Annotated in this window: 26 protein-coding genes, 1 tRNA gene and 1 pseudogene; 11 read left to right on the forward strand and 17 right to left on the reverse strand. The window is 58.1% G+C overall.

What is annotated here, in order from left to right:
* Positions 1-56 precede the first annotated feature (56 nt).
* The 5 genes from BUQ90_RS00900 to BUQ90_RS00925 all read right to left on the reverse strand — a co-directional run bounded on the left by BUQ90_RS00900 (position 57) and on the right by BUQ90_RS00925 (position 4,333).
* Positions 57-749 carry an aspartate/glutamate racemase family protein gene (locus BUQ90_RS00900; protein WP_074203297.1) on the reverse strand — a complete coding sequence of 231 codons (693 nt, stop codon included), beginning with the start codon at positions 747-749 and terminating at the stop codon, positions 57-59.
* Between the two features lie 565 nt (positions 750-1,314).
* Entirely contained in the window at positions 1,315-2,727 is a 1,413-nt protein-coding gene (locus BUQ90_RS00910; RefSeq protein ID WP_074204778.1) for an NAD(P)(+) transhydrogenase (Re/Si-specific) subunit beta, read from the reverse strand.
* A gap of 50 nt (positions 2,728-2,777) precedes the next feature.
* The gene (locus BUQ90_RS00915) at positions 2,778-3,074 is read right to left on the reverse strand and encodes an NAD(P) transhydrogenase subunit alpha part 2 (RefSeq protein ID WP_074203299.1); all 297 of its coding nucleotides are present in this window, start codon (positions 3,072-3,074) and stop codon (positions 2,778-2,780) included.
* Positions 3,074-4,213 carry an NAD(P) transhydrogenase subunit alpha gene (locus tag BUQ90_RS00920; RefSeq protein ID WP_074204779.1) on the reverse strand — a complete coding sequence of 380 codons (1,140 nt, stop codon included), beginning with the start codon at positions 4,211-4,213 and terminating at the stop codon, positions 3,074-3,076. The genes BUQ90_RS00915 and BUQ90_RS00920 overlap by 1 nt, the downstream gene beginning before the upstream one ends.
* 12 nt (positions 4,214-4,225) lie before the next feature.
* Complete coding sequence (locus BUQ90_RS00925) at positions 4,226-4,333, reverse strand: aa3-type cytochrome c oxidase subunit IV (protein WP_239447321.1); 108 nt, start codon at positions 4,331-4,333, stop codon at positions 4,226-4,228.
* Positions 4,334-4,521: 188 nt separating this feature from the next.
* Here BUQ90_RS00925 and BUQ90_RS00930 point away from each other — a divergent pair, with 188 nt between their 5' ends.
* From BUQ90_RS00930 to BUQ90_RS00940, 3 genes are all read left to right on the forward strand, one after another.
* The gene (locus BUQ90_RS00930) at positions 4,522-5,949 is read left to right on the forward strand and encodes a sigma-54-dependent transcriptional regulator (protein ID WP_074203301.1); all 1,428 of its coding nucleotides are present in this window, start codon (positions 4,522-4,524) and stop codon (positions 5,947-5,949) included.
* A gap of 82 nt (positions 5,950-6,031) precedes the next feature.
* Entirely contained in the window at positions 6,032-6,634 is a 603-nt protein-coding gene (locus BUQ90_RS00935) for a hypothetical protein (protein WP_074203302.1), read from the forward strand.
* A gap of 13 nt (positions 6,635-6,647) precedes the next feature.
* Positions 6,648-7,184, forward strand: a complete 537-nt coding sequence (locus BUQ90_RS00940; protein WP_074203303.1) for an MOSC domain-containing protein — start codon at positions 6,648-6,650, stop codon at positions 7,182-7,184.
* On the opposite strand, the gene BUQ90_RS00945 is transcribed toward BUQ90_RS00940, so the two are convergent.
* Together BUQ90_RS00945 and BUQ90_RS00950 are read right to left on the reverse strand one after the other, a co-directional pair.
* Positions 7,181-8,584: a DEAD/DEAH box helicase gene (locus BUQ90_RS00945; protein WP_074203304.1), complete on the reverse strand. Its 1,404-nt coding sequence runs from the start codon at positions 8,582-8,584 to the stop codon at positions 7,181-7,183. The genes BUQ90_RS00940 and BUQ90_RS00945 overlap by 4 nt on opposite strands.
* A gap of 117 nt (positions 8,585-8,701) precedes the next feature.
* Complete coding sequence (locus BUQ90_RS00950; protein ID WP_084192408.1) at positions 8,702-9,196, reverse strand: hypothetical protein; 495 nt, start codon at positions 9,194-9,196, stop codon at positions 8,702-8,704.
* A 177-nt stretch (positions 9,197-9,373) separates the two neighbouring features.
* On the opposite strand from BUQ90_RS00950, the gene BUQ90_RS00955 reads away from it, so the two are divergent.
* Both BUQ90_RS00955 and BUQ90_RS00960 read left to right on the forward strand, forming a co-directional pair.
* Positions 9,374-10,822: an FAD-binding oxidoreductase gene (locus BUQ90_RS00955; RefSeq protein ID WP_074204781.1), complete on the forward strand. Its 1,449-nt coding sequence runs from the start codon at positions 9,374-9,376 to the stop codon at positions 10,820-10,822.
* Between the two features lie 49 nt (positions 10,823-10,871).
* Positions 10,872-11,654 carry a SapC family protein gene (locus tag BUQ90_RS00960; RefSeq protein WP_074203305.1) on the forward strand — a complete coding sequence of 261 codons (783 nt, stop codon included), beginning with the start codon at positions 10,872-10,874 and terminating at the stop codon, positions 11,652-11,654.
* Between the two features lie 372 nt (positions 11,655-12,026).
* Here BUQ90_RS00960 and BUQ90_RS00965 read toward each other — a convergent pair whose 3' ends face one another.
* Complete coding sequence (locus tag BUQ90_RS00965; protein WP_074203306.1) at positions 12,027-12,917, reverse strand: N-formylglutamate amidohydrolase; 891 nt, start codon at positions 12,915-12,917, stop codon at positions 12,027-12,029.
* A gap of 146 nt (positions 12,918-13,063) precedes the next feature.
* On the opposite strand from BUQ90_RS00965, the gene cpdR reads away from it, so the two are divergent.
* Positions 13,064-13,441 (forward strand): cell cycle two-component system response regulator CpdR, encoded by a 378-nt coding sequence (gene cpdR, locus BUQ90_RS00970; RefSeq protein ID WP_074203307.1) that lies wholly within the window; start codon positions 13,064-13,066, stop codon positions 13,439-13,441.
* A 60-nt stretch (positions 13,442-13,501) separates the two neighbouring features.
* Positions 13,502-13,576, forward strand: a tRNA-Val gene (locus tag BUQ90_RS00975).
* A 64-nt stretch (positions 13,577-13,640) separates the two neighbouring features.
* On the opposite strand, the pseudogene BUQ90_RS17965 reads toward BUQ90_RS00975, so the two are convergent.
* The 4 genes and pseudogenes from BUQ90_RS17965 to rpmF form a co-directional block, all read right to left on the reverse strand.
* A pseudogene (locus BUQ90_RS17965) lies at positions 13,641-14,645 on the reverse strand (helix-turn-helix transcriptional regulator); the annotation flags it as partial.
* A gap of 155 nt (positions 14,646-14,800) precedes the next feature.
* Entirely contained in the window at positions 14,801-15,772 is a 972-nt protein-coding gene (locus BUQ90_RS00995) for a beta-ketoacyl-ACP synthase III (RefSeq protein WP_074203310.1), read from the reverse strand.
* Entirely contained in the window at positions 15,769-16,812 is a 1,044-nt protein-coding gene (gene plsX, locus BUQ90_RS01000) for a phosphate acyltransferase PlsX (RefSeq protein ID WP_074203311.1), read from the reverse strand. Before plsX ends, BUQ90_RS00995 begins: the two co-directional genes overlap by 4 nt.
* A gap of 54 nt (positions 16,813-16,866) precedes the next feature.
* Entirely contained in the window at positions 16,867-17,046 is a 180-nt protein-coding gene (gene rpmF, locus BUQ90_RS01005) for a 50S ribosomal protein L32 (RefSeq protein WP_074203312.1), read from the reverse strand.
* Between the two features lie 227 nt (positions 17,047-17,273).
* On the opposite strand from rpmF, the gene BUQ90_RS01010 reads away from it, so the two are divergent.
* Together BUQ90_RS01010 and BUQ90_RS01015 are read left to right on the forward strand one after the other, a co-directional pair.
* Positions 17,274-17,732 carry an MAPEG family protein gene (locus tag BUQ90_RS01010; protein ID WP_084192410.1) on the forward strand — a complete coding sequence of 153 codons (459 nt, stop codon included), beginning with the start codon at positions 17,274-17,276 and terminating at the stop codon, positions 17,730-17,732.
* A 14-nt stretch (positions 17,733-17,746) separates the two neighbouring features.
* Positions 17,747-18,538, forward strand: coding sequence for a hypothetical protein (locus BUQ90_RS01015; protein ID WP_074203313.1), 792 nt, complete (start codon positions 17,747-17,749; stop codon positions 18,536-18,538).
* Between the two features lie 63 nt (positions 18,539-18,601).
* Here the strand turns inward: BUQ90_RS01015 and BUQ90_RS01020 are convergent, their stop codons facing one another.
* The 3 genes from BUQ90_RS01020 to BUQ90_RS01030 form a co-directional block, all read right to left on the reverse strand.
* Positions 18,602-19,297, reverse strand: coding sequence for a chromophore lyase CpcT/CpeT (locus BUQ90_RS01020; protein WP_074203314.1), 696 nt, complete (start codon positions 19,295-19,297; stop codon positions 18,602-18,604).
* A 12-nt stretch (positions 19,298-19,309) separates the two neighbouring features.
* A complete protein-coding gene (locus BUQ90_RS01025) occupies positions 19,310-19,972 on the reverse strand; it encodes an MBL fold metallo-hydrolase (protein WP_275425804.1) in 663 nt (220 codons plus the stop codon).
* A 79-nt stretch (positions 19,973-20,051) separates the two neighbouring features.
* Positions 20,052-20,723: a S24 family peptidase gene (locus BUQ90_RS01030; RefSeq protein ID WP_074203315.1), complete on the reverse strand. Its 672-nt coding sequence runs from the start codon at positions 20,721-20,723 to the stop codon at positions 20,052-20,054.
* 119 nt (positions 20,724-20,842) lie between these two features.
* Here BUQ90_RS01030 and BUQ90_RS01035 point away from each other — a divergent pair, with 119 nt between their 5' ends.
* Both BUQ90_RS01035 and BUQ90_RS01040 read left to right on the forward strand, forming a co-directional pair.
* Entirely contained in the window at positions 20,843-21,031 is a 189-nt protein-coding gene (locus tag BUQ90_RS01035) for a hypothetical protein (protein ID WP_074203316.1), read from the forward strand.
* A complete protein-coding gene (locus tag BUQ90_RS01040) occupies positions 21,021-21,365 on the forward strand; it encodes a hypothetical protein (protein WP_074203317.1) in 345 nt (114 codons plus the stop codon). Before BUQ90_RS01035 ends, BUQ90_RS01040 begins: the two co-directional genes overlap by 11 nt.
* On the opposite strand, the gene BUQ90_RS01045 is transcribed toward BUQ90_RS01040, so the two are convergent.
* Together BUQ90_RS01045 and BUQ90_RS01050 are read right to left on the reverse strand one after the other, a co-directional pair.
* Positions 21,356-22,381 (reverse strand): hypothetical protein, encoded by a 1,026-nt coding sequence (locus BUQ90_RS01045; protein WP_143182681.1) that lies wholly within the window; start codon positions 22,379-22,381, stop codon positions 21,356-21,358. The two genes, BUQ90_RS01040 and BUQ90_RS01045, sit on opposite strands and share 10 nt — an antisense overlap.
* Positions 22,382-22,417: 36 nt before the next feature.
* Entirely contained in the window at positions 22,418-23,650 is a 1,233-nt protein-coding gene (locus BUQ90_RS01050; RefSeq protein WP_074203319.1) for a TIGR04063 family PEP-CTERM/XrtA system glycosyltransferase, read from the reverse strand.
* Between the last annotated feature and the right edge of the window lie 32 nt (positions 23,651-23,682).

Below are 23,682 nucleotides of genomic sequence, written 5' to 3' on the forward strand. Positions count from 1 at the left end.
TCGCTAGAAATATTTTTTTCGTGCGGAAAAAGAAAATGCGTGAGGGGAGTGTTTGTTTATTCCCCCAATATCCAGTCCACCGCGGCGTCGGCGTGGATTTCGGTACTGTCATAGATTGGCAAGACATTTGCCTTGGTATCGACAAGCAGATCGAGTTCGGTACAACCGAGCACCACCGCATCGACTTCCTGCTTGGCGATATCGGTGAGGAAGGTTTTCAGCGTCCGCTCGGAATCCCGGCGGATTTTGCTGAACATCAGTTCCTCGTAAATGATCCGGTCAATCTCCTCGACCCGGGTCTCGTCCGGCGGCGTCAGGGTGATCCCCTTGCCGACCAGGCGCTTGCGGTAAAAGCCCTCCGTCATCACATTGCGTGTCCCGATCAGCGTCGCCGTCTTGATCCCGTCGGCAACCATCCTGTCGCCGACACATTCGGCGATGTGGAGAATGGGAATATCCACTTCCGGTGCGACTTTGGGGTAGATTTTGTGCATCGCATTGGAGCAGATCAGCATCGCCGTCGCCCCCGATTGCTTCAGGCGCTTGGCCGAACGGATCATCAGTCCGGCCGCCGCATCCCAGTCATCATCCGATTGCAGGCGGGCATAGTCGTTGAAATTGACACTTTCAATCAGCAGATGCGCGCTCGCAAAACCGCCCAGACGGCGCTGCACTTCGCTGTTGATCCGGCGGTAATAATTTTCGGTGGACACCCAGGACATGCCACCGATCAACCCGAATTTCCGCATGTCTACTCCCGACTATGAAAAGATAGGGGCCGCCCGATGATCGGGTGCATCCGCCTATCCTGTGGCTATGGAAGGCACGAATGACATGAAATTCCCGGTTGGACAAGCGCACCGGGAGTGGAAGCGGGAATTGAGACCTGTTTTTACGATATCAAGCGGCGCGCGGGATATGGATCCCGGCCCGCTCATGGTGAGCTTGTCGAACCATGACATGCGCGACGGTTCATCCTTCGACGAGCTCAGGATGAGCGGGGTATTGGATTAAGGGAGAGGTTTTGAGTCTTTGTTTATTCCCTCAAGCGCCGGGCGCGGAGATTTGTTCTTTTGGACCCTCAAGCGCCGGGCGGCGACATCCGTCGCCTTGGCTACGCGCCATAAGGCGCGGCGGCCGGTCGGCCTTGCCTCGCTACGCTCGGAAAAGCGACATTTCGACAGTTCCCCAAACCGAGCGCAGCGAGGCAAGCGCGACCGCGCACCCGAGCTTATGCGAGGGAAGCCAAGCGGGCGGATGCCCGCGCCCGGCGCCTGAGGGTCAAAAAAAGACTCCCGGCGCTTGAGGGCTAAATCAAAACGCCTTGACGATATCCTCGCACATCTTCTTCGCATCAGACAGCAGCATCATGGTCTGATCCATGTAGAAGACCTCATTATCGACACCGGCATAACCGACCCCGCCCATCGAGCGTTTGATGAAGAAGATCTGCTTGGCCTTGTCGACATCGAATACCGGCATCCCATAGATAGGGGATCCCTTGTCGGTCTTCGCCGCCGGATTGACAACGTCATTGGCGCCAATCACGAACGCCACATCGGCCTGGGCAAATTCGCTGTTGATGTCTTCCAGCTCGAACACTTCGTCATAGGGCACATTGGCCTCGGCGAGCAGCACGTTCATGTGTCCGGGCATGCGGCCAGCGACCGGGTGGATCGCATATTTCACGTCGACACCCTCTTCCTTCAGCATGTCCGCCATTTCCCGCAACGCGTGCTGGGCCTGGGCAACAGCCATGCCATAGCCGGGAATGATGATTACCTTCTCTGCCTGCTTCATCATATAGGCCGCGTCCTCAGCGGATCCCCGCTTCCAGGGACGGTCGATCTTCTCGGCGCCTTCAGCGGGTCCACTGTCGGCACCAAAGCCGCCGGCGATCACGCTGATGAAGCTGCGGTTCATCGCCTTGCACATGATATAGGACAGGATCGCACCCGACGACCCGACCAGCGCACCGGTGATGATCATCGCGGTATTGCCCAGCGTGAAGCCCATCGCCGCTGCCGCCCAGCCGGAATAGCTGTTGAGCATCGACACCACGACCGGCATGTCGGCGCCGCCGATCGGAATGATCAGCAGGAAGCCGATGGCAAAGGCCAGCGCCGTGATCGTCCAGAAGACCCAGGGGCTCTGGTCAATCGTGAAATAGGCGGTGAGGCCCAGGATCGCGGCGAGTGTGCCGAGATTGATCACATGGCGCAGCGGCAAAAGGATCGGCGCGCCGGACATGTTGCCGTTGAGTTTCAGGAAGGCGATGACGGAACCACTGAAGGTAATCGCACCAATGGCGATACCGAGGCCCATCTCCACGCGGCTGACCTTCAGGATATCTCCATCCGCACCCAGGATGCCAAAGGCCCCGGGATTCAGATAGGCAGCCGCCGCGACCAGCACGGCGGCCATCCCGACCAGAGAGTGAAAACCGGCCACCAGCTGCGGCATGTCGGTCATCGGAATCCGGCGGGCTATGACAAAGCCGATCGATCCGCCAATCGCCATGGCGACAGCGATTTCCGGCAAGGTCGCATAGTCGTGGGTGAGCAATGTGGTGACCACCGCGATCAGCATCCCGACCATGCCATAGCGGTTGCCCGCCCGGCTGGTTTCCGGCGATGACAGGCCGCGCAGAGCCAAAATGAACAATACGCCGGCGACCAGATAAGCCACCGCGACCCAGGGATTAACCGCTTCTCCCGAAGCCGCCATCGCTGGCGTGGCAAAAAACAGCGCCGCTGCGCCCCCCGCTAATGCGCGCATTATTTGCGCTCCTTTTTCTTGTACATGGCGAGCATGCGCTCGGTGACGGCAAAGCCGCCGAATATGTTGACGCTGGCGAGCACAACGCCGACCAGTCCCAGCCATTTGGCGGTCTGCCCGCCATCTGCCTGTGCCCCTGCAGCTGCCGCGATCAAAGCTCCGACGATAATTACCGAGGAAATCGCATTGGTCACCGCCATCAGCGGGGTATGCAGCGCCGGCGTCACCGACCAGACGACATAATAGCCGACAAAACAGGCCAGCACGAAAATCGAAAGAATTGAAATAAAGTCCATTATGCGTCCCCACTCGCCAGAAGGCGCTCATTCACAACCTGTCCGTCCTTGGTCAAACGAATGCCCAAAGTGACTTCATCGTCATCGGGCAGCACCGGTTTCTTGGTCTCTTCGTCCCAGTAGGCCGAGAGGAAATTATAGAGGTTTCGGGCGAACAGCGCAGAGCTGTCGGCCGCCATGGTCGCCGGCATGTTTTGCGCGCCGATAATTTTGACACCATGTTTCTGAACCGTTTCACCGGGCATCGCGCCTTCGACATTGCCGCCCTGTTCGGCGGCAAGGTCGACAATCACACTGCCGGCTTTCATCGTGGCGATCTGGGCGTCCGAAATCAGACGCGGCGCCGCACGTCCGGGGATCAGCGCCGTGGTAATCACAATATCCTGCCTGGCGATATGCGAACTGACCAGTTCGGCCTGGGCCTTCTGATATTCCTCGCTCATTTCGGTGGCATAGCCGCCCGATCCTTCGCCCTCGATGCCTTCGACGCTCTCGACGAACACCGGTTTCGCGCCGAGTGATTCAATCTGTTCTTTCGTCGCCGAACGGACATCGGTTGCAGACACCTGCGCGCCCAGTCGCCGGGCAGTGGCAATCGATTGCAGCCCGGCAACACCGACACCCATGACGAAGCATTTGGCGGCACTGACCGTGCCCGCAGCGGTCATCATCATCGGAAAGGCCCGGCCATATTCCGCAGCAGCCAGAATAACGGCCTTGTAACCCGACAGGTTGGATTGCGAAGACAGGATATCCATCGATTGCGCCCGGGTAATCCGGGGCATGAATTCCATTGCCAGCGCGTCAATATCGAGCTTGGCATATTCGTCAACGCGCGCCCGTTCGCCGAACGGATTGAGGCTGGCCACAAGCCAGGCACCCTTCTTGATCCCTTTCAGCGAGGCAGGCTCAGGTCCCTGCACGCCGAGCAGAATATCGGCATCTTTGATAATTTCGGCCCTCGACCCGGTGGTCGCACCCATATCTTCATAGTCGGAGTCGGCAATGGACGCTCCGGTGCCTGCCCCCTTTTCGACTGCCATTGAAGCGCCCAGCGCCACAAATTTTTTCACCGTTTCCGGTGTCGCGCCGACCCGCAGCTCGCCCTCCGCGAGCTCCTTCAATACAGCAATTTTCACGAATGATTCCAATCAGGTAGTGATAAGGATGATAACCAGGATAGTCACAATCGCCGTGATGATGGTCCCGATCTTCAACCAGGACAGGAATCCGGAATAGGTCTCCTCAGCCGATTTCATATTGTTGTCCGAAGCCATAATATCCCCAAATATTCGATTAAAAACTGACCGGGGTGTAAACGGATATAAGGCGGCGCTCAAGCCCTCCGGCCTCCCTTTTTGGATAGAAAAAATAGCATGTCCTTAATCGGGTCTTTACCCCCTGCTGGTACCGATGCCGTTCGAACAGGTTTCAAATTGGGACAGAAATGGCGCAAAACGGCACAAAACTGCTGATGTTGATCGATGACGAACCGGCCCAGTGCCGGTTGATCTCGGCCATGGCCTCTCGGGCCGGATTCCGGACGATCTATGCCCGCGATGCCGAAACGGCGATCGCCACGCTCGGCACGCAGGACGGGATGATGCTGGATGCCATCATTCTCGACAATTGGGTTCCTGGCTCGGAAGCAACCGATCTGATTGCCGAACTGAAGTCCCGCCGTCCCGCTTTACCGATCCTTATGCTGACCGCTGTTGGATCCGTCACCGAAGCGGTGGATGCGGTGCGCGCCGGTGCCACCGATTATCTGATCAAGCCCGTCGCGCCCGAACAAATGCTGATGGCGCTCGAAGCGGCCGTCGAAAATGCGCGGGATGACGGCGAATTGCGCCCGCTCACCGAAAAGATTTCCACACCGCTGGAATTTGAAGAGATTGTCGGTGCCGCTCCCGCGTTCCGCGCCGCGCTTGCCATTGCCGCCAAGGCAGCCCGTGCCCGCGTGCCGGTACTGATTGAAGGCGAAGGCGGCGTGGGCAAGGAAGTGATTGCTGATGCCATTCACGCGGCCAGCCCGCGCGCGAAAATGCCGATTCTCAAGGTCAATTGCGGTGCGATTACCGGAAATCTTCTGGATTCGGTGCTTTTCGGTCACGAGAAGGGTGCCTTTACCGGAGCTTTTGATCGCAAGATCGGTCTGTTCCAGCAGGCTGAAGGCGGCACGATCTTCCTCGACGAGGTCGATCGCATTCCCGCCGAAACGCAGGTCCGTTTGCTCCGCTTCCTGAAATCTTCGGAGATTCAACCGCTCGGCAGCCCGAACAGTTTCCAGATTGACGTGCGGGTGATCGCCGCATCAAACCGCTCGCTGGAAAAGGAAGTCAAGGATGACCGGTTCCGCGAGGACCTGTTCTACCGGATGAATGTCGTCAATCTGACGATCCCGCCGCTGCGCGACCGTACCGGGGACATTCCGGCCCTGTGCCGGCATTTTCTGGCCCGCCTGGCCAACCAGCCGGGGCTGCGCAGTCTGGGCATTACCGACGAAGCGCTCAACCTGTTACGCAGCTATAACTGGCCGGGCAATGTCCGCCAGTTGCAGAGCGTATTGTTCCGCGCCGCCGTCATGTGTGACCGCGATGCGCTGACCTGCGAGGAATTCCCGCAGATTTCGTCCTTTGTCGCCAAATCCGGCGGCAGTGAACCGCATCTGTCCAACAGTCCGGAAGGCATTGGCATCACGCTCTATGCCGAAGATGGCAATCTGCGTCCGCTGGAGGAAATCGAGGCCGACGTCATTCGTCTGGCCATCGGCCATTATCGCGGCCGGATGACGGAAGTGGCACGACGCCTGGGAATCGGGCGCTCTACACTCTACCGGAAACTCGCAGATCTGGGCATCGACAACGCCGCTTGACAATTTCGGCCATGGCCCTTGCCACAGGCCGGTCCACAAAGCGTGTTGATGTTTAACGCCGCACTCACTAAGTCTGTCGGACATGAGAAACAACCGTCCAGCCGTTCCAGCCAGCGCCGCCCTGATCGCGGCCCTGCTTCTGTCCTCCTGTGGAAAGCAGGAGGCCGTGGGTGACGTTCCGTCCGGTGACGAGCTCGCGCGTCAGGCCGATGCTGCCAGCCAGGCCATCCGGGACGAAGCTGCTGCTGCCGAAGGTGCAGAAGCGGACGCCGTCGATAGCGCAACGATGACCAGTTATGTCAATAATCTGCGCGGATTTTCCATTCTCGTACCCGAGAAATGGACGGTGGTCGAAGCGGACAGCGACGATAATGGCAATGTTTATAATGATGCGGAATCCGGGGCAAAACTGACCGTCGGATGGACCGAAAACCGCGAAGATGCGGATTTGCAGGCCGCCATCACCGCACTCGAGTCCGGATCGGGTGAAATCAATGGCGAGAATGTCAACGAAGATGAATATCGCGCCAGCGGCACGGATGGCGACGGCAACAAGATTGCCCAGCGCATCATGCGCAAGCCCGACGGAACCATGATCAGCGCCGCTCTGACCTATCCGGAAGACCAGGCCGTCACTCTTGACGCACTGGCGCCCCGGATACTCGACAGCCTGACGCTGCAATAGGCCGGTTGCGCTGATGGCCAGAGTGATCTCGGTCCATCGACAACGCGATCACCAGTTCAGCAAATCCCCGGAACAGCAGATCACCCTGATCGCGGGTGAAGGCGTGCAAGGCGACGCCCATCGCGGCCAAACTGTCAAACACCGCTCGCGCGTGGCGCGGGATCCGGACCAGCCCAATCTGCGCCAGGTGCATCTGCTGCACGAAGAGCTGCTCGATGAACTCCGGACACAGAGTTTTCGGATCCACCCGGGCGACATTGGCGAAAACATCCTGACCCGGGACTTGGCCTTGCTCGACCTGCCCGAGGGCACGCTGCTGCGCATCGGCGAACAGGCGAAATTGCGCATAACCGGCCTTCGCAACCCCTGCCGGCAACTGAATGATTTTGCGCCAGGGCTGACGGATGCGGTACTGGCACGCGGACCTCAGGGCGAACTGGTCCGCAAGGCGGGTGTGATGGCCGTCGTTGAAAACGGAGGTGTGGTCAAAGCCGGTGATGCCATTTCAACGGAGTTGCCGGAAAACGGCAAACCACTCGAACCAGTCTAGCGATCCAGTTTGGCGTCCAGGAAACCAGGCACGGGTCCGTTCCAGCCATCTCCATCCTGATCATCGGCCTCGTCCCGCGCGGGGGCCGGTTTTGGACTGGGTGACTGAGACTTCTCTTTTTTGGGTGGCTTTGACGACGGACGGTTGTCATTTCTCGGCAGAGACTTCCCATCCTTGCGCTGTTTCGGCCGACCAGACCCGGATTCTCCGGATTTCGGCCGGTCATCCTTGTGATCTGATTTTTTGTCCGCCTTGGCGTAGGACGGCTTTTTCTCAGGCTTGACCGACTTGCTGTCGCGCACCGGCAGTTTCATGCCGGTCAATTTCTCGATATTCTCGACATGCTCGCTGTCGCTGCGGGTCACGAAGGTGATCGCCACGCCCGTTGCACCTGCGCGGCCGGTCCGGCCGATCCGGTGGATATAGTCGTCGGGATGCCAGGGAATATCGAAATTCACGACATGGCTGACGCCCTTGATGTCCAGCCCGCGGGCGGCAACGTCAGACGCGCAGAGAATATTGATTTCACCGGACTTGAACCGTTCGAGCTCGGCCAGCCGCGATGTCTGGTCCATGTCACCATGAATCTGTCCGGCATCAAACCCGTCCTTGCGCAACTGCTGGCACAGATCGCGAACCTGGGTCTTGCGATTGCAAAAAATGATCGCGGTCTCGACGCCTTCATTATCGAGAATGCCATAGAGCAGCTTCTGTTTGCCGCGCGGCGCGATGTGGATGATCGACTGGTCAATCGACGTATTGGCCGTCGCCGGACGCGATACCTCGATATATTTCGGACTGGTGAGAAACTGGTCGCTGAGCTTCTTGATCGGCGGCGGCATGGTTGCCGAAAACAGCATCGTCTGGCGCGTTGCCGGCAACTTCGAGCAGATTTCCTCGATATCGGGGATAAAACCCATGTCGAGCATCCGGTCCGCTTCGTCAATGACCAGCAATTCGCAGCCCGACATCAATATCCGGCCCCGCTCGAACAGGTCCATCAGACGGCCCGGCGTGGCGATCAGCACATCGACACCCTTTTCGAGAGCCTTGACCTGATCCCCCATGGAAACGCCGCCAATCAGCAGGGCCATGCTCAGATTGTGATTCTTGCCGTATTTCTCAAAATTCTCGGCTACCTGGGCCGCGAGTTCCCTGGTCGGTTCGAGAATCAGCGATCGCGGCATGCGTGCCCGGGACCGGCCATGCGCCAGAACATCGATCATCGGCAGCACGAAGCTGGCGGTTTTTCCGGTTCCCGTCTGCGCTATGCCGATAATGTCCTTCATCATCAGCACCGGCGGGATGGCCTGAGCCTGAATGGGAGTCGGCTCGTCATAGCCCGCGTCGGCGACGGCACTTAACAATTCATCAGAGAGGCCGAGGTCGGCAAATTTCATCATGTTTCCGGAAATCAAGAGTATCAATGCGGACTGGAAGCATGCCAGCCGGAACTGGGCCGGGAAATGGTGCCAAAACGCGCGATTGTCAAGCAATCTCCACGCTGTGAAGGCGCCTCATTCAGGGACAAGTTCCCGGAAACGGTCGATTTCACACTTGGAACCCGTGCGGGAATGGAGAATATCCCGGTCAGCACAGATCTTGCCGTCTTCGGATTTCTCCATGTAAAATCCCGAATAGAAGCTCCGGGCCTGGCATTTTTTCTCCAGTCGAGCCCGGACCCGCTTGCGATCGCGGGTAATCAGATCGAGATTGCGGCCACCGAACATCTGCACGCCCAATATATTGTTCATCGGCATGCACTTGCCCATCCTTTTCTCGCGATAGGTGAGCGGTGCGGAGGTGCGGGATTCGCTGGCACGTGTCGAGGGGCGTGTCGGCCGCTGACGCGGAACCCGGATGATCACCCGCTTGCGAAAACGCACCTGTGCCCAGCGCCATGTAGCTGGCGGCACAAAAATGCCCTCCGACCGGGCACCTTCTTCGGGAACCAGGGGCTCGGCGGCCATTGGCGCTGCAAGCAAAAGCATGGCAGAAAGCGAAAAACTCACCCAAATCCCTTATTCTTTATCATCAATGCTATAACAGCCCCGATTGAACATTCGATGAACTGCGCCTCATGGCATTTTGAACCAAATTTTGGCAAGGGGCTTGATAAATCGACCGGCGGGACGACCTTCTCACCGGAACCTGACCGCTTCCGAACAGGGAGCCTGCGGAGCAAGAACATGCCTGAACGATCAGACTGGCTGAAAAAAATGGAAACCGTGGTTGGCAACAAGGGCCTGTCGCAATCGGAAGATGACATGGCACCCTGGCTGACCGACTGGCGCGGCCGGTATACCGGCGCGGCCCAGGCACTGGTTTCTCCGGGGTGCACCGAAGAGGTGGCCGAAATCATCCGTATCGCCGCAGAGTACCGGATTGCGATCGTCCCCCAGGGAGGCAATAGCGGGATGGTCGGCGGGGCGACACCTGACAAAAGCGGCCAGTCGGTCCTGCTTTCGCTGCGACGGATGAACAATATCCGGAACATTGCCGCTGCAGACCAGCTGGTCACCTGCGATGCCGGTGTGATCCTGCAAAATCTGCATGAGGCCCTTGCCGGAGAGGGACAACGATTCCCGCTCACTCTCGGCGGCAAGGGATCCGCAACCGTTGGCGGGCTCGTCTCGACCAATGCCGGCGGAACACAGGTTTTGCGGCACGGAGCGATGCGCGCGCTGGTCGCGGGGATAGAGGCAGTCCTGCCGGATGGCAGCATTTATTCGGGTCTGGCTCCGCTCAAAAAGGACAATCGCGGTTATGACCTCAAGCAGCTGCTGATCGGTGGAGAGGGCACGCTGGGTGTCGTGACCGCGGCCACGCTCAGGACTGTTCCGGCCCTGATCGACCGCTGTGTTGCCTGGGCTGGCGTATCGACGCCGCAGCAGGCCCACCGGTTGTTCCAGTTTCTCAACACCGAGGAAAGCCAGGCGCTGGAGGGTTTCGAAATTGTTCCGCGCACCTGCCTGGACGCCGTCCTGTCGCATATCCCTGGGACCCGGGCACCGCTGGAAAAACCATCAGAGTGGAATGTCCTGATCGAAATTGTGCGCGATCAGGCGTCGGCCCCAGATCCGCGAGACCGCGTCGAACAGCTCCTTGCCGATGCCATCGGGAAGGACCTGATTCTGGATGCGGCCATCGCCAGCAGCGAATCTCAGGCCGAGGATTTCTGGAAACTCCGGGACTCGATCGCCGAAGCCGAGCGCGCGCAAGGTCCGGCCCTGCAGCATGACATCAGCGTGCCGGTCAGCGCCATGGCGGATTTTATCATCGACGCCGGCGCCGAAATCGAGCGGCAATTCACAGGCACCGAGGTGGCTGCATTCGGACATATGGGTGATGGCAATGTCCATTTTCATGTCAAGGCCCCACCGGGAACCGCGGCACAGCCCTGGACCGAGGAATCTGCCAGGTCCATTTCGCCGGCAGTCCATGATCTGGTAGTTGCAGCCGGGGGCTCGATTTCTGCGGAGCATGGTATCGGACAGACCAAGGTCGATGAACTCGAGCGCCTGTCCGGTTCCGCCCGGCTTGGCAGCCTGCGTGCCATCAAGTCGGCACTGGATCCCCATCTCATCATGAACCCGGGGAAGCTGGTTCCCCTTGCGTCGTGGAAGCCAGCCTCTTAAAGGCGCTGCAAGGAAATTTTTTAACAACCAATATTCGGAGACAGTCATCATGGCCAGCGCGCCTCAACAAGCTCTACCCATGTTCTACAAGGATCTCGTACCGCTTAATTCCAAAGAGCACGGGAAATGGCGGATCAAGGGTCTCGACGACGGGGCGTTTCTTGCCCAGCAGCATGCGATTCCGATCACCAGCGACGAATTTATCGACGCGTGCCGGAACTATCCCATCGTTTTTTCGGTTGGAGAGAACAGCGTGCCACTGATTCTCATGGGTCTGAACGAGGGTGTAAACGCCTACCTGAACGACAAAGGACAGTTTGATCACCCGACCTATGTTCCAGCTTATGTCCGCCGCTATCCCTTCCTGCTTGCGAAACTCAATCCGGACGCCGAAGAATTATCTCTTTGCTTCGATCCGACAGCAGGCGCGATCGGTGAATTTGACGAAGGACAACCCCTTTTTGATGGGGACCAGCCCAGCGAAGACACCAAACGCATTCTGGAATTCTGTGAGAATTTCGAAGGTTCAGGCCAGCGCACCGCGCAATTCATGGCAGAACTGGAGAAGCTGGAACTGCTGATGGACGGCGAGGTCTCGATCGAGCAAAACGGGGTCGATAAACCCTATGTCTATCGCGGTTTTCGCATGGTCAACGAGCAGAAGCTTCGGGACATGCGCGGTGACGAGCTGCGGAAGCTGAATCAGAACGGTATGCTCCCGCTCATCTATGCGCATCTGTTTTCCTTGCAGATCATGCGGGACGTCTTTGCCAAGCAGGTTGCTGCGGGCAAGGTGCCACAGGTGAGTGAGGCCCCTTCCATTCAGGTCTGATTCGCTTTCAGGCATTACCGGCCCGAGCTCATGGCGCAGCGACCATGCGAACGGCTGGATCTTGAAATTGTGGCTGATCCACAGTGGCCTTGGTCGTGCCCGATCCGGTTGCACAAAGGTTGACTGTACTTGAGATATACCCATTTCGGGCGCAAAATCCGAAGGAAGGGTCAGCAAAGCAGCCCCAATTTCACATTTGGGGCTTGCAACTTGTGGTCCGAACGACCACATTAAAGGGGCAAAGGCTCAGATCCCCCGATTGGGTTTTTGCCGGCGTTCTTAGGAACGCCACCTCCCTGAACCTTGGCCACCTCGCCGTCAAAAGCGAGGTGGTTTTTTTGTTCTTGCACAAAATTTTTCCGAATGGGCCGGTTACTCAGCCGCAATTAAATGGACCTGGCCAAAGCTTTGATTGGCCAGGAGGTTCGCTATCCGGGTCACATGATCGATCATGGCCGGCAGGCCTTCACCGGGTTCGAGCAACGCACCATCCAGATAACAACGCCGGTCGACTTCGAGCTGCAGCGCGTGAATGCCTTGATCGGGCTGCCCGTGGCGTTCCAGTATATATCCGCCAGCATAAGGATGATTCAGCTGACCGCGGAGTCCGGCCTGATTGCAATAACCCATCGCGATCTCCGAATATCGCGAACCCGAACTGCGGCCAAACCGGTCGCCAATCACTATGTCGACATCACCTTGGTCCCCGTCCGTCAAAGGCGGCATGCTATGTACATCCAGGAGGATGGCACCACCAAATTTTTCACGCATTTTGTCCAGCGTCCGTTCGACGAGCCGGTGATAGGGTGCATGGCTGTGATCCACGCGCTGACAGACTTCATCCCAGACCCATTTGCGGCGCCACAACTCTCCCGTCCCATTGAGACGACGCGGAACAAGTCCCAGCCCGCCGCGAACTTTCCTGCTGGGTTCAGGAAGTTGATGGCGAGCGACTCCGGTTAACATGTCCGGATCCAGTTCGCGATGACCCCGGTTCAGATCAATCCACGCCCGCGGTTCCCGAGCCACCATAGTGGTATATCCCGCTGCAATGGCACCGGTGACCAGTCGATCGGCATACCGGTCCTCAAGACGGATCAAACTGGCAGCAGGCACAGCCAGATTGTCCCGGATTGCCGGCGGATAGTCACGCCCCGCATGCGGAACGCTGATCAGTACCGGAAACTGGTGATCGTCTCCGTTAAATTGCGAAAATGACGGACTTGCGCCTTCTGGCAGCAAAACGGCGTTGTCCTCAGCCATCTTGGCCATTTTCAACTGAAATACGGCCAGAAAAGCGCCATTTTTTCGCGATTGGCACCAAATTATTAAGAGATTTGCGCCTAGAACCGGCTTTCGGCATAAACAGCGTCAATCGGCAGGACCCTTTGAACAGGACGGCAAGCGAAATGATACGAATTCTCCTGGCAGAAGATGAACAGGCGATGCGGGAACATCTTACACGTGCACTCCAGAAAGCCAACTACGAAGTCGTGGCTGTCGACCGGGGTACGGCTGCGATCCCGCATCTGGAATCGGAACAGTTTGACTTGCTTCTCACCGATATTGTGATGCCGGAAATGGACGGGATCGAGCTGGCTCAGGAATGTGCCAAAATCTCACCATCGACCCAGGTCATGTTTATCACCGGGTTTTCCGGCGTGACCTTGCGTGCAGGTGAATCGGTACCGAAAGCCAAAATCCTGTCCAAGCCTTTCCATCTGAAAGACCTCGTTCTGGAGGTGGATCGGCTATTCGAACCGGACAGTCTTAGCGACCTGAATTAGGTCCCGCAGCAGATTTAGTCTTGCGTGAATAATGGCGGCTGGCTAGAGGGCCTGCAGCGTGGGCGTATAGCTCAGTGGTAGAGCACTTCGTTGACATCGAAGGGGTCGGGAGTTCAACTCTCTCTACGCCCACCATTTCCTCCCGAAATCCCCGCGCGCGTCCCAGCTGGTCCGGCGACCGGGCATCATTGCTCGGCGGCCGCCCGAACCAGCCGGAATACGCCCGGGTAAAGGCACTAAGCTCGCTATAGCCGAGTCGGGCCGATATCGCGGTCAGCAAATGCTTGTCCTCGAGAAAATAGAGATGGCAACAATCCTGCCGGACCTGCTCCAGAATTTCACGAAATGATGTTCCCTCAGACACCAGGCGCCGACGCAAGGTGCGCTCAGCAACACCAAAACTCTGGGCGGCAGCGGTCAGGCCCAGTCCTGACTTGTCCAGCAAGGGTCGCAGATAGTCGTAACACATATTTGCATATTTCTTTTTGCCCGGATTACGAGATGTTCGCCGGGCACGTTGCCGCGTTTCGGCGTTCACGATGTCTGGATTGTGGTTCGGATTCGCGCCGTCCAGGGCACCGGGGAAAAATTCGACAAACGAGGTGATCTGATTGAAACTGCAACCGGCCCCAGCCGTTTTCCCGATCGACTGGGCATAACCTCTGCACCGGTCTTCACTGTGCCGGAAATTGAGTGTGCGAACCAACGGCGGATGTCCCGCCGAGAGCGCCGCGAACCAGTGGGTTATCATGGAGAACAGTGACCGGACCAGTTCGTCAGAGGCCGAACCAGGGTGCTCCCAGTAAAGCCTGTCGCCGGTGGCCAGCCTGACCAGATGAAAACAGGGCTCGGATTGCTCGAGATCCAGCGACTTGATCATGGCTTCAAGAACGGTCGACCATGTTTTGCGAAAACCGGCGGAATAGCCCGGATCCGAAAAACCGTCGGGCACCATGTTGCGCCCGATATCTGCCGTTCGGCAGACCCCGCCAAGCTCCATGGCTGCCGTGTGACAAAGCGTAGCATAGTGCCGGACGGAATGCCGTCCCTTTGGTTGTCGCAGAACCGGTTCATCCATCTGCAAGGCCTGCAACAGGACGGGCTTTCTCGCGCCCAGTGACCGGGCACTGCGATAAGCTGCGAACAGCATTGGTGCGGAAATCAGATCACTCCCGATTTCCTGCTCTGTTGATGTCAACCGCATGGTTCGCAATTAGCTTTGGAGCGCGAAGCCGCACAATCAGCATTCGACCGGCAGGCAAATTGCGCGACGAACATGACAAAAACGGTCACATATCGGTAGATTAGGAGGGAAAGCGGGACTCAAACGCAGTTACAGGAGCGCGTTGCCGATGGAATTTAGTAGCGAATAACCGCTGCACCCCATGTAAATCCTCCACCCATGGCTTCGAGCACAAGCAGATCGCCGCGCTGGATCCGTCCGTCATTAACGGCCACATCCAGCGCCAATGGCACTGAGGCCGCCGACGTGTTGGCATGCTGGTCAACCGTCTTGACCACTTTTGCCGGATCGAGTTTCAGTTTCTTGGCGGTGGCATCCAGTATCCGGGCATTGGCCTGATGGGGCACTACCCAGTCAATATTCTCGGCTGTCTCTCCCGCTGCCTCGAGGGCTTCGATGAGAACAGCAGACAGGTTCACAACCGCGTGACGGAAAACCTCCCGGCCCTTCATGCGCAACTTGCCCACGGTTCCCGTGGTCCCGGCACCGCCATCGACATACAGAAGCTGGTTATGCGCGCCGTCGGCATGAAGCCGCGCAGACAAGATACCCCGATCCGTATCCTCGCCGGACAGCACCACCGCACCGGCACCATCTCCGAACAGCACGCAGGTTGCACGGTCCTCCCAGTCCAGAATGCGGCTGAACGTTTCGGCCCCGATCACGAGGGCGTTTTGTGCGCTGCCCGCCCGAATCATGCTCTCGGCAACCGAGAGCGCATAGAGAAACCCCGAACAGACGGCCGCGACATCAAAAGCGACACCGCCATTGCAGCCCAGATCATTCTGAACAATCGTCGCCGTTGCGGGAAACGTCTGATCCGGCGTCGCGGTAGCAACCACGATCAGATCAATATCCGCGGCGCTCATGTCCGCGGCTTCCAGCGCCCGCCGAGCGGATTCCGTTGCCAGACTGGCTGTCGTTTCATCAGCTTCGGCAATATGGCGATAACGGATGCCCGTTCGCTCCACGATCCACTCGTCGGTGGTATCGACCTTCTGGCTGAGTTCTTCGTTGGAGACCCGGGTTCGCGGCAAGGCCGAGCCGGTCCCCTTTATGACCGCACGCCGGGCGGTCGACACTGTCATTTGGCTGCAGCTTCCGCCACTTCCAGCGGCCCGATCTTGGCAAGATCCTGACTGATTCGTTCCAAAATGCTGTCCTCCACAAGCCGCGCGGCCACTTCCACCGCATTAGCTACGCCTTTTTCGTCAGCGCTGCCATGACTTTTCACAACCACGCCGTTCAGACCCAGAAAAACGGCCCCGTTATGATTATTCGGATCCAGATGATTACGCAGCATTTCGGTTGCCGGGCGCGAGATCAAAAATCCGATTTTGGAGCGGAGAGAGCTCAGAAAACTGCGACGCAGCAAATCGGTCACAAACCGGGCCGTGCCCTCAAGCGCTTTCAGTGCAATATTGCCTGAGAATCCGTCAGTCACTATGACATCAACATCGCCGGTCGAAATCTTGTCCGCTTCGGTAAAGCCCTGAAAGTTCATGGCCAACCCATCGGCCTGATACAGTGCCTGGGCGGCCCCCTGAATCGTGCCGGTGCCTTTCGCATCCTCGGTTCCGATGTTGAGCAGCTTGACCAGCGGTTTTTCAAATCCGTGCATGATCCGGCTATAAGCGGCCCCCATCACGGCAAATTGCACGAGGTTGCGACTGTCGCACTCGGCATTGGCGCCCAGGTCGAGCATCACCACGTCGCTGTCTTTCATCGTCGGCAGCAATGCGGCCAGTGCCGGCCGGTCAATACCAGGCATCGTCCGAAGGGCCAGCTTGGAGATCGCCATCAGCGCACCGGTATTGCCGGCACTGACAGCGGCACTGACCTCGCCAATTTTCACGGCATTGACGGCCATGCCCATTGAAGTTTTTTTGGAGCTGCGCAGAGCCTGGCTGGGCTTGGCATCTGCGGAGACAATATCATCCGCATGCAGGATTTCCGACGCAGCGTTGAGATTGGGGTGATTTTTCAGCGCTTCGCGGATCCGGGTTTCATCGCCGACAAACAGGAATTGAAAACCTTCATGGCGATGGCGCGCCAGGGCAGCGCCTGCTACCATGATTCGCGCGCCTTCATCGCCGCCCATCGCGTCAATTGCGATTCGCGGCCTCATCCCCACAGATTCTTCCCCTTATTCGCGCTGATCAAGTGGGCCAAAGCCAGTCGATCAGAGATCGACGGCCAAGACTTCGCGACCATTGTAATGACCACAGGCGCCGCACATGTGATGAGGACGCTTCAATTCACCGCAATTCGGGCATTCCTGATAGGCTTCGACCTTCAAAGCATCGTGGGAACGGCGCATTCCGCGTTTGGACGGCGTGGTTTTTCTTTTAGGGACAGCCATTGCTAAGCCTGCTCTTCAAATTTCAAAATCTTGTGACTGTGCAATAGGCCATATGCTGGTTTCCGGCAAGTCACGCTCTGTTTTTCGCAGAGAATCACTCGCCCGGCAAACAGCCAGTTACACGCGAAAGGGCGCGTATAACGATTTTCCTGCCCGTTGCAAGCATTGTGCTTGGTTGCGCGTGTGAATAATGGCACAGGAACAGCAGAACAAAAGGGAGGAAGCAAATGGTTTTGCCAATAACACTGACAATTGCCGGGGCAGCCGCGCTGATCAACATCTGGCTGATGGTGCGCGTGGGCCAGGTCCGGAGCAGCGAAAAGGTGAGCGTCGGGGATGGCGGCAACGAAAAAGTCATCCGGCGGATGCGGGCCCATTCCAATTTCGGCGAAAGCGCACCGCTGGTCCTGATTCTGGTTGGTGTCATCGAGTTTGCCAGCCTTCACGGCGGTGGCGAATCCCCGACCTGGCTGTGGATTGTTGCCGGTTTGTATCTCCTCGGGCGCGTTGCCCATGGCATCGGCATGGATGACGGCAAATTTGGCAAAGGCCGGATGATCGGCACCCTTATCACCATGCTCACCCTGCTGGGACTGGCGATCTACGCCATTGCAATTCCCTATCTGACATTTGAAGCTGTGAACGTGTCCGGCCCCGAATCCGTGGCAGCTTTTTCGCAGGATTAGATAAGCAGAACGCCGTGTCACTTTTTGGACCCAAGCGCCCGCTTTCCAAGGATGAGTGGGAATGGCAATTGGCCAGCTTCAAGTGGCTGTTGGCCGAGTTTGGCGGGATTGAACGCAACCCCACCAACGTGCTGGTCCTGCCCACCGCTGAATATTTTCCACCCACCAGTGGAGAACCAGCGGAAAAGGCTCAACAGATTTTCGATCAGGTAAGGACATTGTCTGGCATGGCAGAATGGCCGACAAGGCTCCTTGCTGGAGAAGCGAGTAAGGAAGCCAATATCGCATCAGGCATTTCTCTGGTGCACGAGAATCATGCCCCTGCAGGCGAATTTCTTGTCAAAAATGGCCCCACTGGCGAGCAACTCGCGGAGATTCGTTACAATCCCAGGCATTTGGCAAACCCGGAAAGCCTCATTGCGACATTTGCGCATGAACTCAGCCACTATTTGATGGCCAATGCAAAAAGTGATCCTCCCGGCGGCTGGGACATCCATGAGCTTACGACTGACCTGACTGCTGTCTATCTGGGTTTTGGCATTTTCATGGCAAATAGTGCCTGGAATTTTGAGGGTCACAGCTCTTTTGATCAGCAAGGGTGGCAATATGAACGGCAGGGTTATCTGACCGAACGCGGACTCGTGACGGCAATCGCCATATGGGAAACGCTCGCCGGGCGCGACCCAATGGCGGCAGCGCCGTTTTTGAAACCCCATCTTGCCAAAGACCTCAAAAAAGCGACCGCTTATGTCCACAAAAATGCTGTGGCGCAGGAAATCGCAGAATACGATCTTGAGCAGTACTGACGCTTATCCTGCCGCCAGTACATCACCCGCAACAATGATGTCGGCTGGCAGGCGTTTTCGGGACTACTCGCCGGAAATCTTGAGATTGACCGTCGGTCCCTTGTCGGCCGAACCGAATATCAGATTGCCCTCTGCGTCAACGGCCCGGTCATGCAGGATTAGCGCATCGGGGCGCAGGATCAGGGTTTCGTTCAGAAACACCCGCGTGCCGAAGCTGGTGGAATAGTAGCTGCACGCATTTTTCTTCAGATAGCCTTCAAATTGCTCAGCAGCGCGTTTCCAGTAGACTTCACAGCCCGGCTTCAGAATGAAATCGTCTGCCGTCATGTCCATGACCTTCGACGGGTCGAGATGCGCATCAGTCAGGCGGTCTGGATCCTTTGGCGTATAGATTGTGAGCCGCACCGCCTGTTCCGCCTCATCCACCTCGAAGGAATAGATGCGCTGCCGATAGAGGTCCTTTGGATCATAATGCTGATATTGCTGCGCATAGAGCGTGCGACCGGGAATGCCGGTAATGCGGAGCGGCGAAAAAACGTGATTCGTGTGTCGCTGTCTGAGCTCCGGTTCAACCTTGTCGACTGCCTGACGGTAGACCTGACGGTGATTGTCATAGGTCCCGGGGAACCAGCGCAGCAGTTCTTCCATATCGGAGTGCAAGCCGGATGCGCGCGGACTTTCCGCAGAAATCTGGCCGCCCGTCAGTGCAAACACCGCGACCAAGCCCAGCAACGGGAGCCGGATGAGGCTGCCGCTCATGCCCTTGGCCTGCTATCGCGCCGCCAGGACATCGTCGGCGACAAAGGCATTGGTCTTGCGCTCATAGCCAAACTGGCTGGTCGGGCCGTGTCCCGGAATGAAAGTGACATTATCGCCCAGCGGCCAGAGCTTCTGGGTGATCGCATTGATCAGGTCCTGATGATTTCCGCGGGGAAAATCGGTTCGGCCGATGGATCCCTGGAAAATCACATCACCGACCACCGCCAGCTTCGACGGCTCGTGGTAGAAAATCACATGCCCGGGCGTGTGGCCGGGGCAATGCACAACATCAAGGACCAGATCACCGACGGTGACCTGATCACCATCCTTCAGCCAGCGATCGGGTTCAAAGCTTTTGGCTTCCATGCCGTAGCGGGCGCCATCTCCGTCGAGCTGGTCAATCCAGAACCGGTCATCCTCATGCGGCCCTTCGATCGGCAGGCCCAGTTCCTCGGCCAGCATTCCCGCCTGACCGCAATGATCCAGATGGCCATGGGTGATGATGATCTTTTCCAGATCCACGCCATGTTCCTCGACCGCCGCCTTGAGCCGCGGGAGATCGCCGCCCGGATCGCTCAATGCGGCCTTGTTGGTTTTCGTGCACCAGAGCAGCGTGCAATTTTGCTGCAACGGGGTCACCGGAATGATTACGGCCTTCAAGGGAGCTTCTGTCATGGACAGCTATTTGGAGAGGGAATGCGGGAGATGCAAGCCTAGAAAAAGACAGGCCCGACGGAGGCTCGACTGCAGCAGTTCAAAGACGCCGGCCGGTCCAGATTACGCGGCCGATAATCCGGGTGTCCGCCGCTTCAACGTCCTCCCAGTCCGGATATTGACTGTTGTCGCTGCGGATCGACAGACGGCCGCCCGGCCGCAGCGCGATGCGCTTGACCAGCAGGACATCATCCATCCGCAGCACATATATTCCATCCCGCAGGGGCAATTCGGCGGCGCGGTGGTCGACCATGATGTCGTCACCATCACATAATGTCGGATCCATGGAATCACCGTCGACCCGGATGATCGACAGTTTTGCGGGATCGACGCTTAACTTTTTCAGCCATTCCGGGCCAAAGCCCATATTGCCGTCCAGTCGATCCTCTTCCGCCAGCGCACCGGGACCGGCCGATGCGGCGACCTGCAGTTGCGGAATGCGCACCAACCCCGCCTTGCCGTCGCGCGGCACCCGGCTTTGCGCAGCAGGTACAGGCCCGCCAAGCTCGGTTTCGGAAATCCGGTAATAGGCCGCCAGCTTGCGCCGATCATCCTCGGCCAGCCGGCGCGGCGTCCCCCGCTTGATGAACTGCTGCACATAAGCCGGGTTCTTGCCCAGAAACCGGGACATGGATGCATAGTCATCTCCCTGGGACCGGATCAGCTGATCTAGCCGGGCACGCGGGTCGGCAATGGCAGGATCGGTTGTCATGACATCAATCCTAGCAGTAGGATTTTTCCTAGACAAGTAGGAAATTACAAATCAGACAGGATTTTCCCTATCCGGTCGAGTCGAAAGACCAGACCGAAGCTGCAGAAAGGAGAATGATGATGCACCTGCTGAGAGAGATCGAGAAATTCCTGCGTGAAACCGACATGCCATGGACCAGGTTCGGGCGGCTGTCGGTACGCGATCCCCGCTTTGTCGAAGACCTTCGCAATGGCCGCCAACCGGGTTCCGAGGTATCGCAGAGAGTAGAACATTTCATGAACAAATGGCGCAGCGACAATGCGTGCTAGATCATCACTTCGTCCTGCCCGGGACAGGCTGGTTGACCATCTGCTGGCCGGACTCCGGAGGCACGCGCATCCGGATTGCCGGATCCGGCTCGTCCGCGAGCGGCCCTGGGCCAGCATTACTTTCTCCGGCACACGATACAGTTTTGAACTCAGTCTGGCTGGGCGGCCGAACAAAGACATCTTCGGCAAAAACGAGCAGGCGCTGGCCGATCATGATTTCGACCTGGATGGCCATTTTGTTGCTGACCTGCTCGTCACACCGGCGTCACCGACACCCCGACAACACTGTCAGGTGGAAATCCTGGTGATTGTTGACCCTGTAGATCAGCGCTGAGCGGTCATCCGCTCCAGCGTACCCAGCGCGGCTTTCAGTGCAGCGTCCATATCTGCCTGCCGGGGGTTCCGGTCAGGTGCCGGAACCGTGTCCACGGATTTCAGGGCCGGCACGGCGGCTTCGACCGCAGGCGCCGGGGCTGTGGCTTCTGCCGTTGGCGCTACCGGTTCGGCAGCTTCTTTTGCGGCAACAACAGATTCCACACTGCGGCTGGCAATCTCGAGCTGCTTCAGGCGGCGCAGGCTGAATTCCAGTCGGTCCGCCAGTTGCGAAACCGACAGTCCGGACAGATCTTCCGGCTGTGCTTCCACCGCTTCAGTCACGGGTTCCGCCGCCACTTGCGGCTCAAGGGGCTCCTGCAGTTCCAGCGGCTCTTCCACCTCGCTTGCGACGGCAGGCATGGCCGCAGCGACCTGCTCCATGACTGGTGCCGGTTCCGGAACAGGCGCTTCCTGTTCAAATTGCGGGATTTCGGACGCCAATGGCGTACCGAGATCGGAATCGGCAAATATCGGGCGGCGCGCTGGCGCGTCGGGATGGCGATCCCCTTCCCGCAGCATCGGAAGATCGGCGAGGTCCATGACCTTTTTCTCGGCCGGCTTCTTTTTCGGCTTCTTCAGAAACCGGGTCAGGGATTTGGCATTGAACGCCAGTTTCGGCATGGTGAAACGGCTTTTTCCGGCCTCTGCTTCCAGCTCCCGCTCAGCCTGTTCGGCTTCGCTGGCAATAATCTGTTCTCTAAGTGCAACACCCATGTCCGGGTCCCCCTTGCGATTAAGAATGAAGTAAATGGCGGAGGCCGAGACCAGACCCGCTGCGATCGCGATCAGGCTCCGCGCCGTGTTTCCCAGGGGCGGTGCCGCCACCGGAACGATTTCGGAAAGGCCGGTCAGGCCGACAATATTTTCAAGATACACATGTGGCAGCGTGGCAATGACGAGGGCCGCACCAATGCCGCCAACCACCGCCAGAGCGGGGTCTTTGAAACGCAGGTAATTCTGTTCAAACTCTTCCACAATTGTCTCCACCACAACCCTTGCCACAAGGGTCGATCAGGCTGCCTGCACCAGCGTCCGGCTGGCAATCAGCTTTTGGTAAACAGGATTGTAACGCAAAATGTTTGACGACCAGTTACGATCTGCCGCAACAAATTTCCGTCCATTTTCAATAATTTGATCCCATTGTGCCCGCGAATTGATCAAATCGGCCAGTTTTTTGGCGGTTTTTTCCGGATTTCCCGCGGGAAACAGCAGCCCGGTTTGTCCGTCCGCAATCAGCTCCCTGTGTCCGCCAACATCCGAAGCGGCAACCAGCCGCCCCTGCGCCATGGCTTCCAGTGGTTTCAGCGGTGTCACCAGGTCGGTCAGCCGCATCGATTTGCGCGGATAGACCATGATATCCATCAGCCCGTAATAGCGATCCACTTCCTCGTGCGGCACCCGGCCAACAAAGCTGATCGCGGACGCTGCCGCGGAATCGGCCACCTGCGCCTTGAGCTGCTTCTCCATCGGGCCGCCCCCGACCAGCAGCAGGCGAGCCTCCGGACACTTCGCCAGTAAAGTGGGCATCGCGGTGATCAGGTCGTCAATGCCCTCATAATCGTAAAAACTGCCGATGAAACCCAACACTGTCTTGCCCTCAAGACCAAGCTCGGCAGACAGTCCGGCGTCTTTTTCCGGCAGCTGGCCAAATAGTGACAGGTCCACGCCATTGGGCGAGATGGTGATCTTTTCGCTTGCGGTACCGCGACGGATGAGGTCGTTTTTCAGCCCCTCGCAAATTACGGCAATCGCATCGGCAGACTGGATCACGTGATTTTCCAGCTGACGCGTCAGCCAGTAGCGGGGACTGCCCTCGCGGCCGGTTCCGTTGCCGACCGCCGCATCTTCCCAGAAGGCCCGAATCTCATAGAGAAGTGGCAGGCCGGTCCGCTGCGCCACGCGCAGCGCGGCCAGGCCGTTCAGAACCGGAGAATGGGCGTGCAGGACATCGGGCTGCCATTGCTCGACGACTTCGGCAATGCGCTCCGCAAAGACCGAAATTTCACGCCATTCACGGATCGGCGACGGGCCATGAACATCTGCCAGCGTGCGGAAAAAGGACAGGCCTTCGACTTCTTCCAGTGGTCCACTGGCCTCGAACCCGTGCTGATCCTGCCGGACTCCCGTCACACCGGCGACATCCAGGCCACCGGCGAGCTGGGACTTCATGATCGCGCGCGTGCGGAAACAATAACCGCTGTGCAGCGGCAAACTGTGATCAAGAACGTGCAGGATGCGGGTCATGGCGCAATTCTGTGCCCGAAAAGGATTAACGT

Source organism: Parasphingorhabdus marina DSM 22363 (assembly GCF_900128895.1).
Taxonomy (GTDB): Bacteria; Pseudomonadota; Alphaproteobacteria; order Sphingomonadales; family Sphingomonadaceae; genus Parasphingorhabdus; species Parasphingorhabdus marina.

Bases quoted from the DNA above. Each gene is read 5' to 3' on its own strand.
- BUQ90_RS00900 (WP_074203297.1), bottom strand. From the start codon at position 749: ATGCGGAAATTCGGGTTGATCGGTGGCATGTCCTGGGTGTCCACCGAA.
- BUQ90_RS00910 (WP_074204778.1), bottom strand. From the start codon at position 2,727: ATGGCGGCTTCGGGAGAAGCGGTTAATCCCTGGGTCGCGGTGGCTTAT.
- BUQ90_RS00915 (WP_074203299.1), bottom strand. From the start codon at position 3,074: ATGGACTTTATTTCAATTCTTTCGATTTTCGTGCTGGCCTGTTTTGTC.
- BUQ90_RS00925 (WP_239447321.1), bottom strand. From the start codon at position 4,333: ATGAAATCGGCTGAGGAGACCTATTCCGGATTCCTGTCCTGGTTGAAG.
- BUQ90_RS00930 (WP_074203301.1), top strand. From the start codon at position 4,522: ATGGCGCAAAACGGCACAAAACTGCTGATGTTGATCGATGACGAACCG.
- BUQ90_RS00935 (WP_074203302.1), top strand. From the start codon at position 6,032: ATGAGAAACAACCGTCCAGCCGTTCCAGCCAGCGCCGCCCTGATCGCG.
- BUQ90_RS00940 (WP_074203303.1), top strand. From the start codon at position 6,648: ATGGCCAGAGTGATCTCGGTCCATCGACAACGCGATCACCAGTTCAGC.
- BUQ90_RS00945 (WP_074203304.1), bottom strand. From the start codon at position 8,584: ATGAAATTTGCCGACCTCGGCCTCTCTGATGAATTGTTAAGTGCCGTC.
- BUQ90_RS00955 (WP_074204781.1), top strand. From the start codon at position 9,374: ATGCCTGAACGATCAGACTGGCTGAAAAAAATGGAAACCGTGGTTGGC.
- BUQ90_RS00960 (WP_074203305.1), top strand. From the start codon at position 10,872: ATGGCCAGCGCGCCTCAACAAGCTCTACCCATGTTCTACAAGGATCTC.
- BUQ90_RS00965 (WP_074203306.1), bottom strand. From the start codon at position 12,917: ATGGCTGAGGACAACGCCGTTTTGCTGCCAGAAGGCGCAAGTCCGTCA.
- cpdR (WP_074203307.1), top strand. From the start codon at position 13,064: ATGATACGAATTCTCCTGGCAGAAGATGAACAGGCGATGCGGGAACAT.
- BUQ90_RS00995 (WP_074203310.1), bottom strand. From the start codon at position 15,772: ATGACAGTGTCGACCGCCCGGCGTGCGGTCATAAAGGGGACCGGCTCG.
- plsX (WP_074203311.1), bottom strand. From the start codon at position 16,812: ATGAGGCCGCGAATCGCAATTGACGCGATGGGCGGCGATGAAGGCGCG.
- rpmF (WP_074203312.1), bottom strand. From the start codon at position 17,046: ATGGCTGTCCCTAAAAGAAAAACCACGCCGTCCAAACGCGGAATGCGC.
- BUQ90_RS01010 (WP_084192410.1), top strand. From the start codon at position 17,274: ATGGTTTTGCCAATAACACTGACAATTGCCGGGGCAGCCGCGCTGATC.
- BUQ90_RS01020 (WP_074203314.1), bottom strand. From the start codon at position 19,297: ATGAGCGGCAGCCTCATCCGGCTCCCGTTGCTGGGCTTGGTCGCGGTG.
- BUQ90_RS01025 (WP_275425804.1), bottom strand. From the start codon at position 19,972: ATGACAGAAGCTCCCTTGAAGGCCGTAATCATTCCGGTGACCCCGTTG.
- BUQ90_RS01030 (WP_074203315.1), bottom strand. From the start codon at position 20,723: ATGACAACCGATCCTGCCATTGCCGACCCGCGTGCCCGGCTAGATCAG.
- BUQ90_RS01035 (WP_074203316.1), top strand. From the start codon at position 20,843: ATGCACCTGCTGAGAGAGATCGAGAAATTCCTGCGTGAAACCGACATG.
- BUQ90_RS01040 (WP_074203317.1), top strand. From the start codon at position 21,021: ATGCGTGCTAGATCATCACTTCGTCCTGCCCGGGACAGGCTGGTTGAC.
- BUQ90_RS01050 (WP_074203319.1), bottom strand. From the start codon at position 23,650: ATGACCCGCATCCTGCACGTTCTTGATCACAGTTTGCCGCTGCACAGC.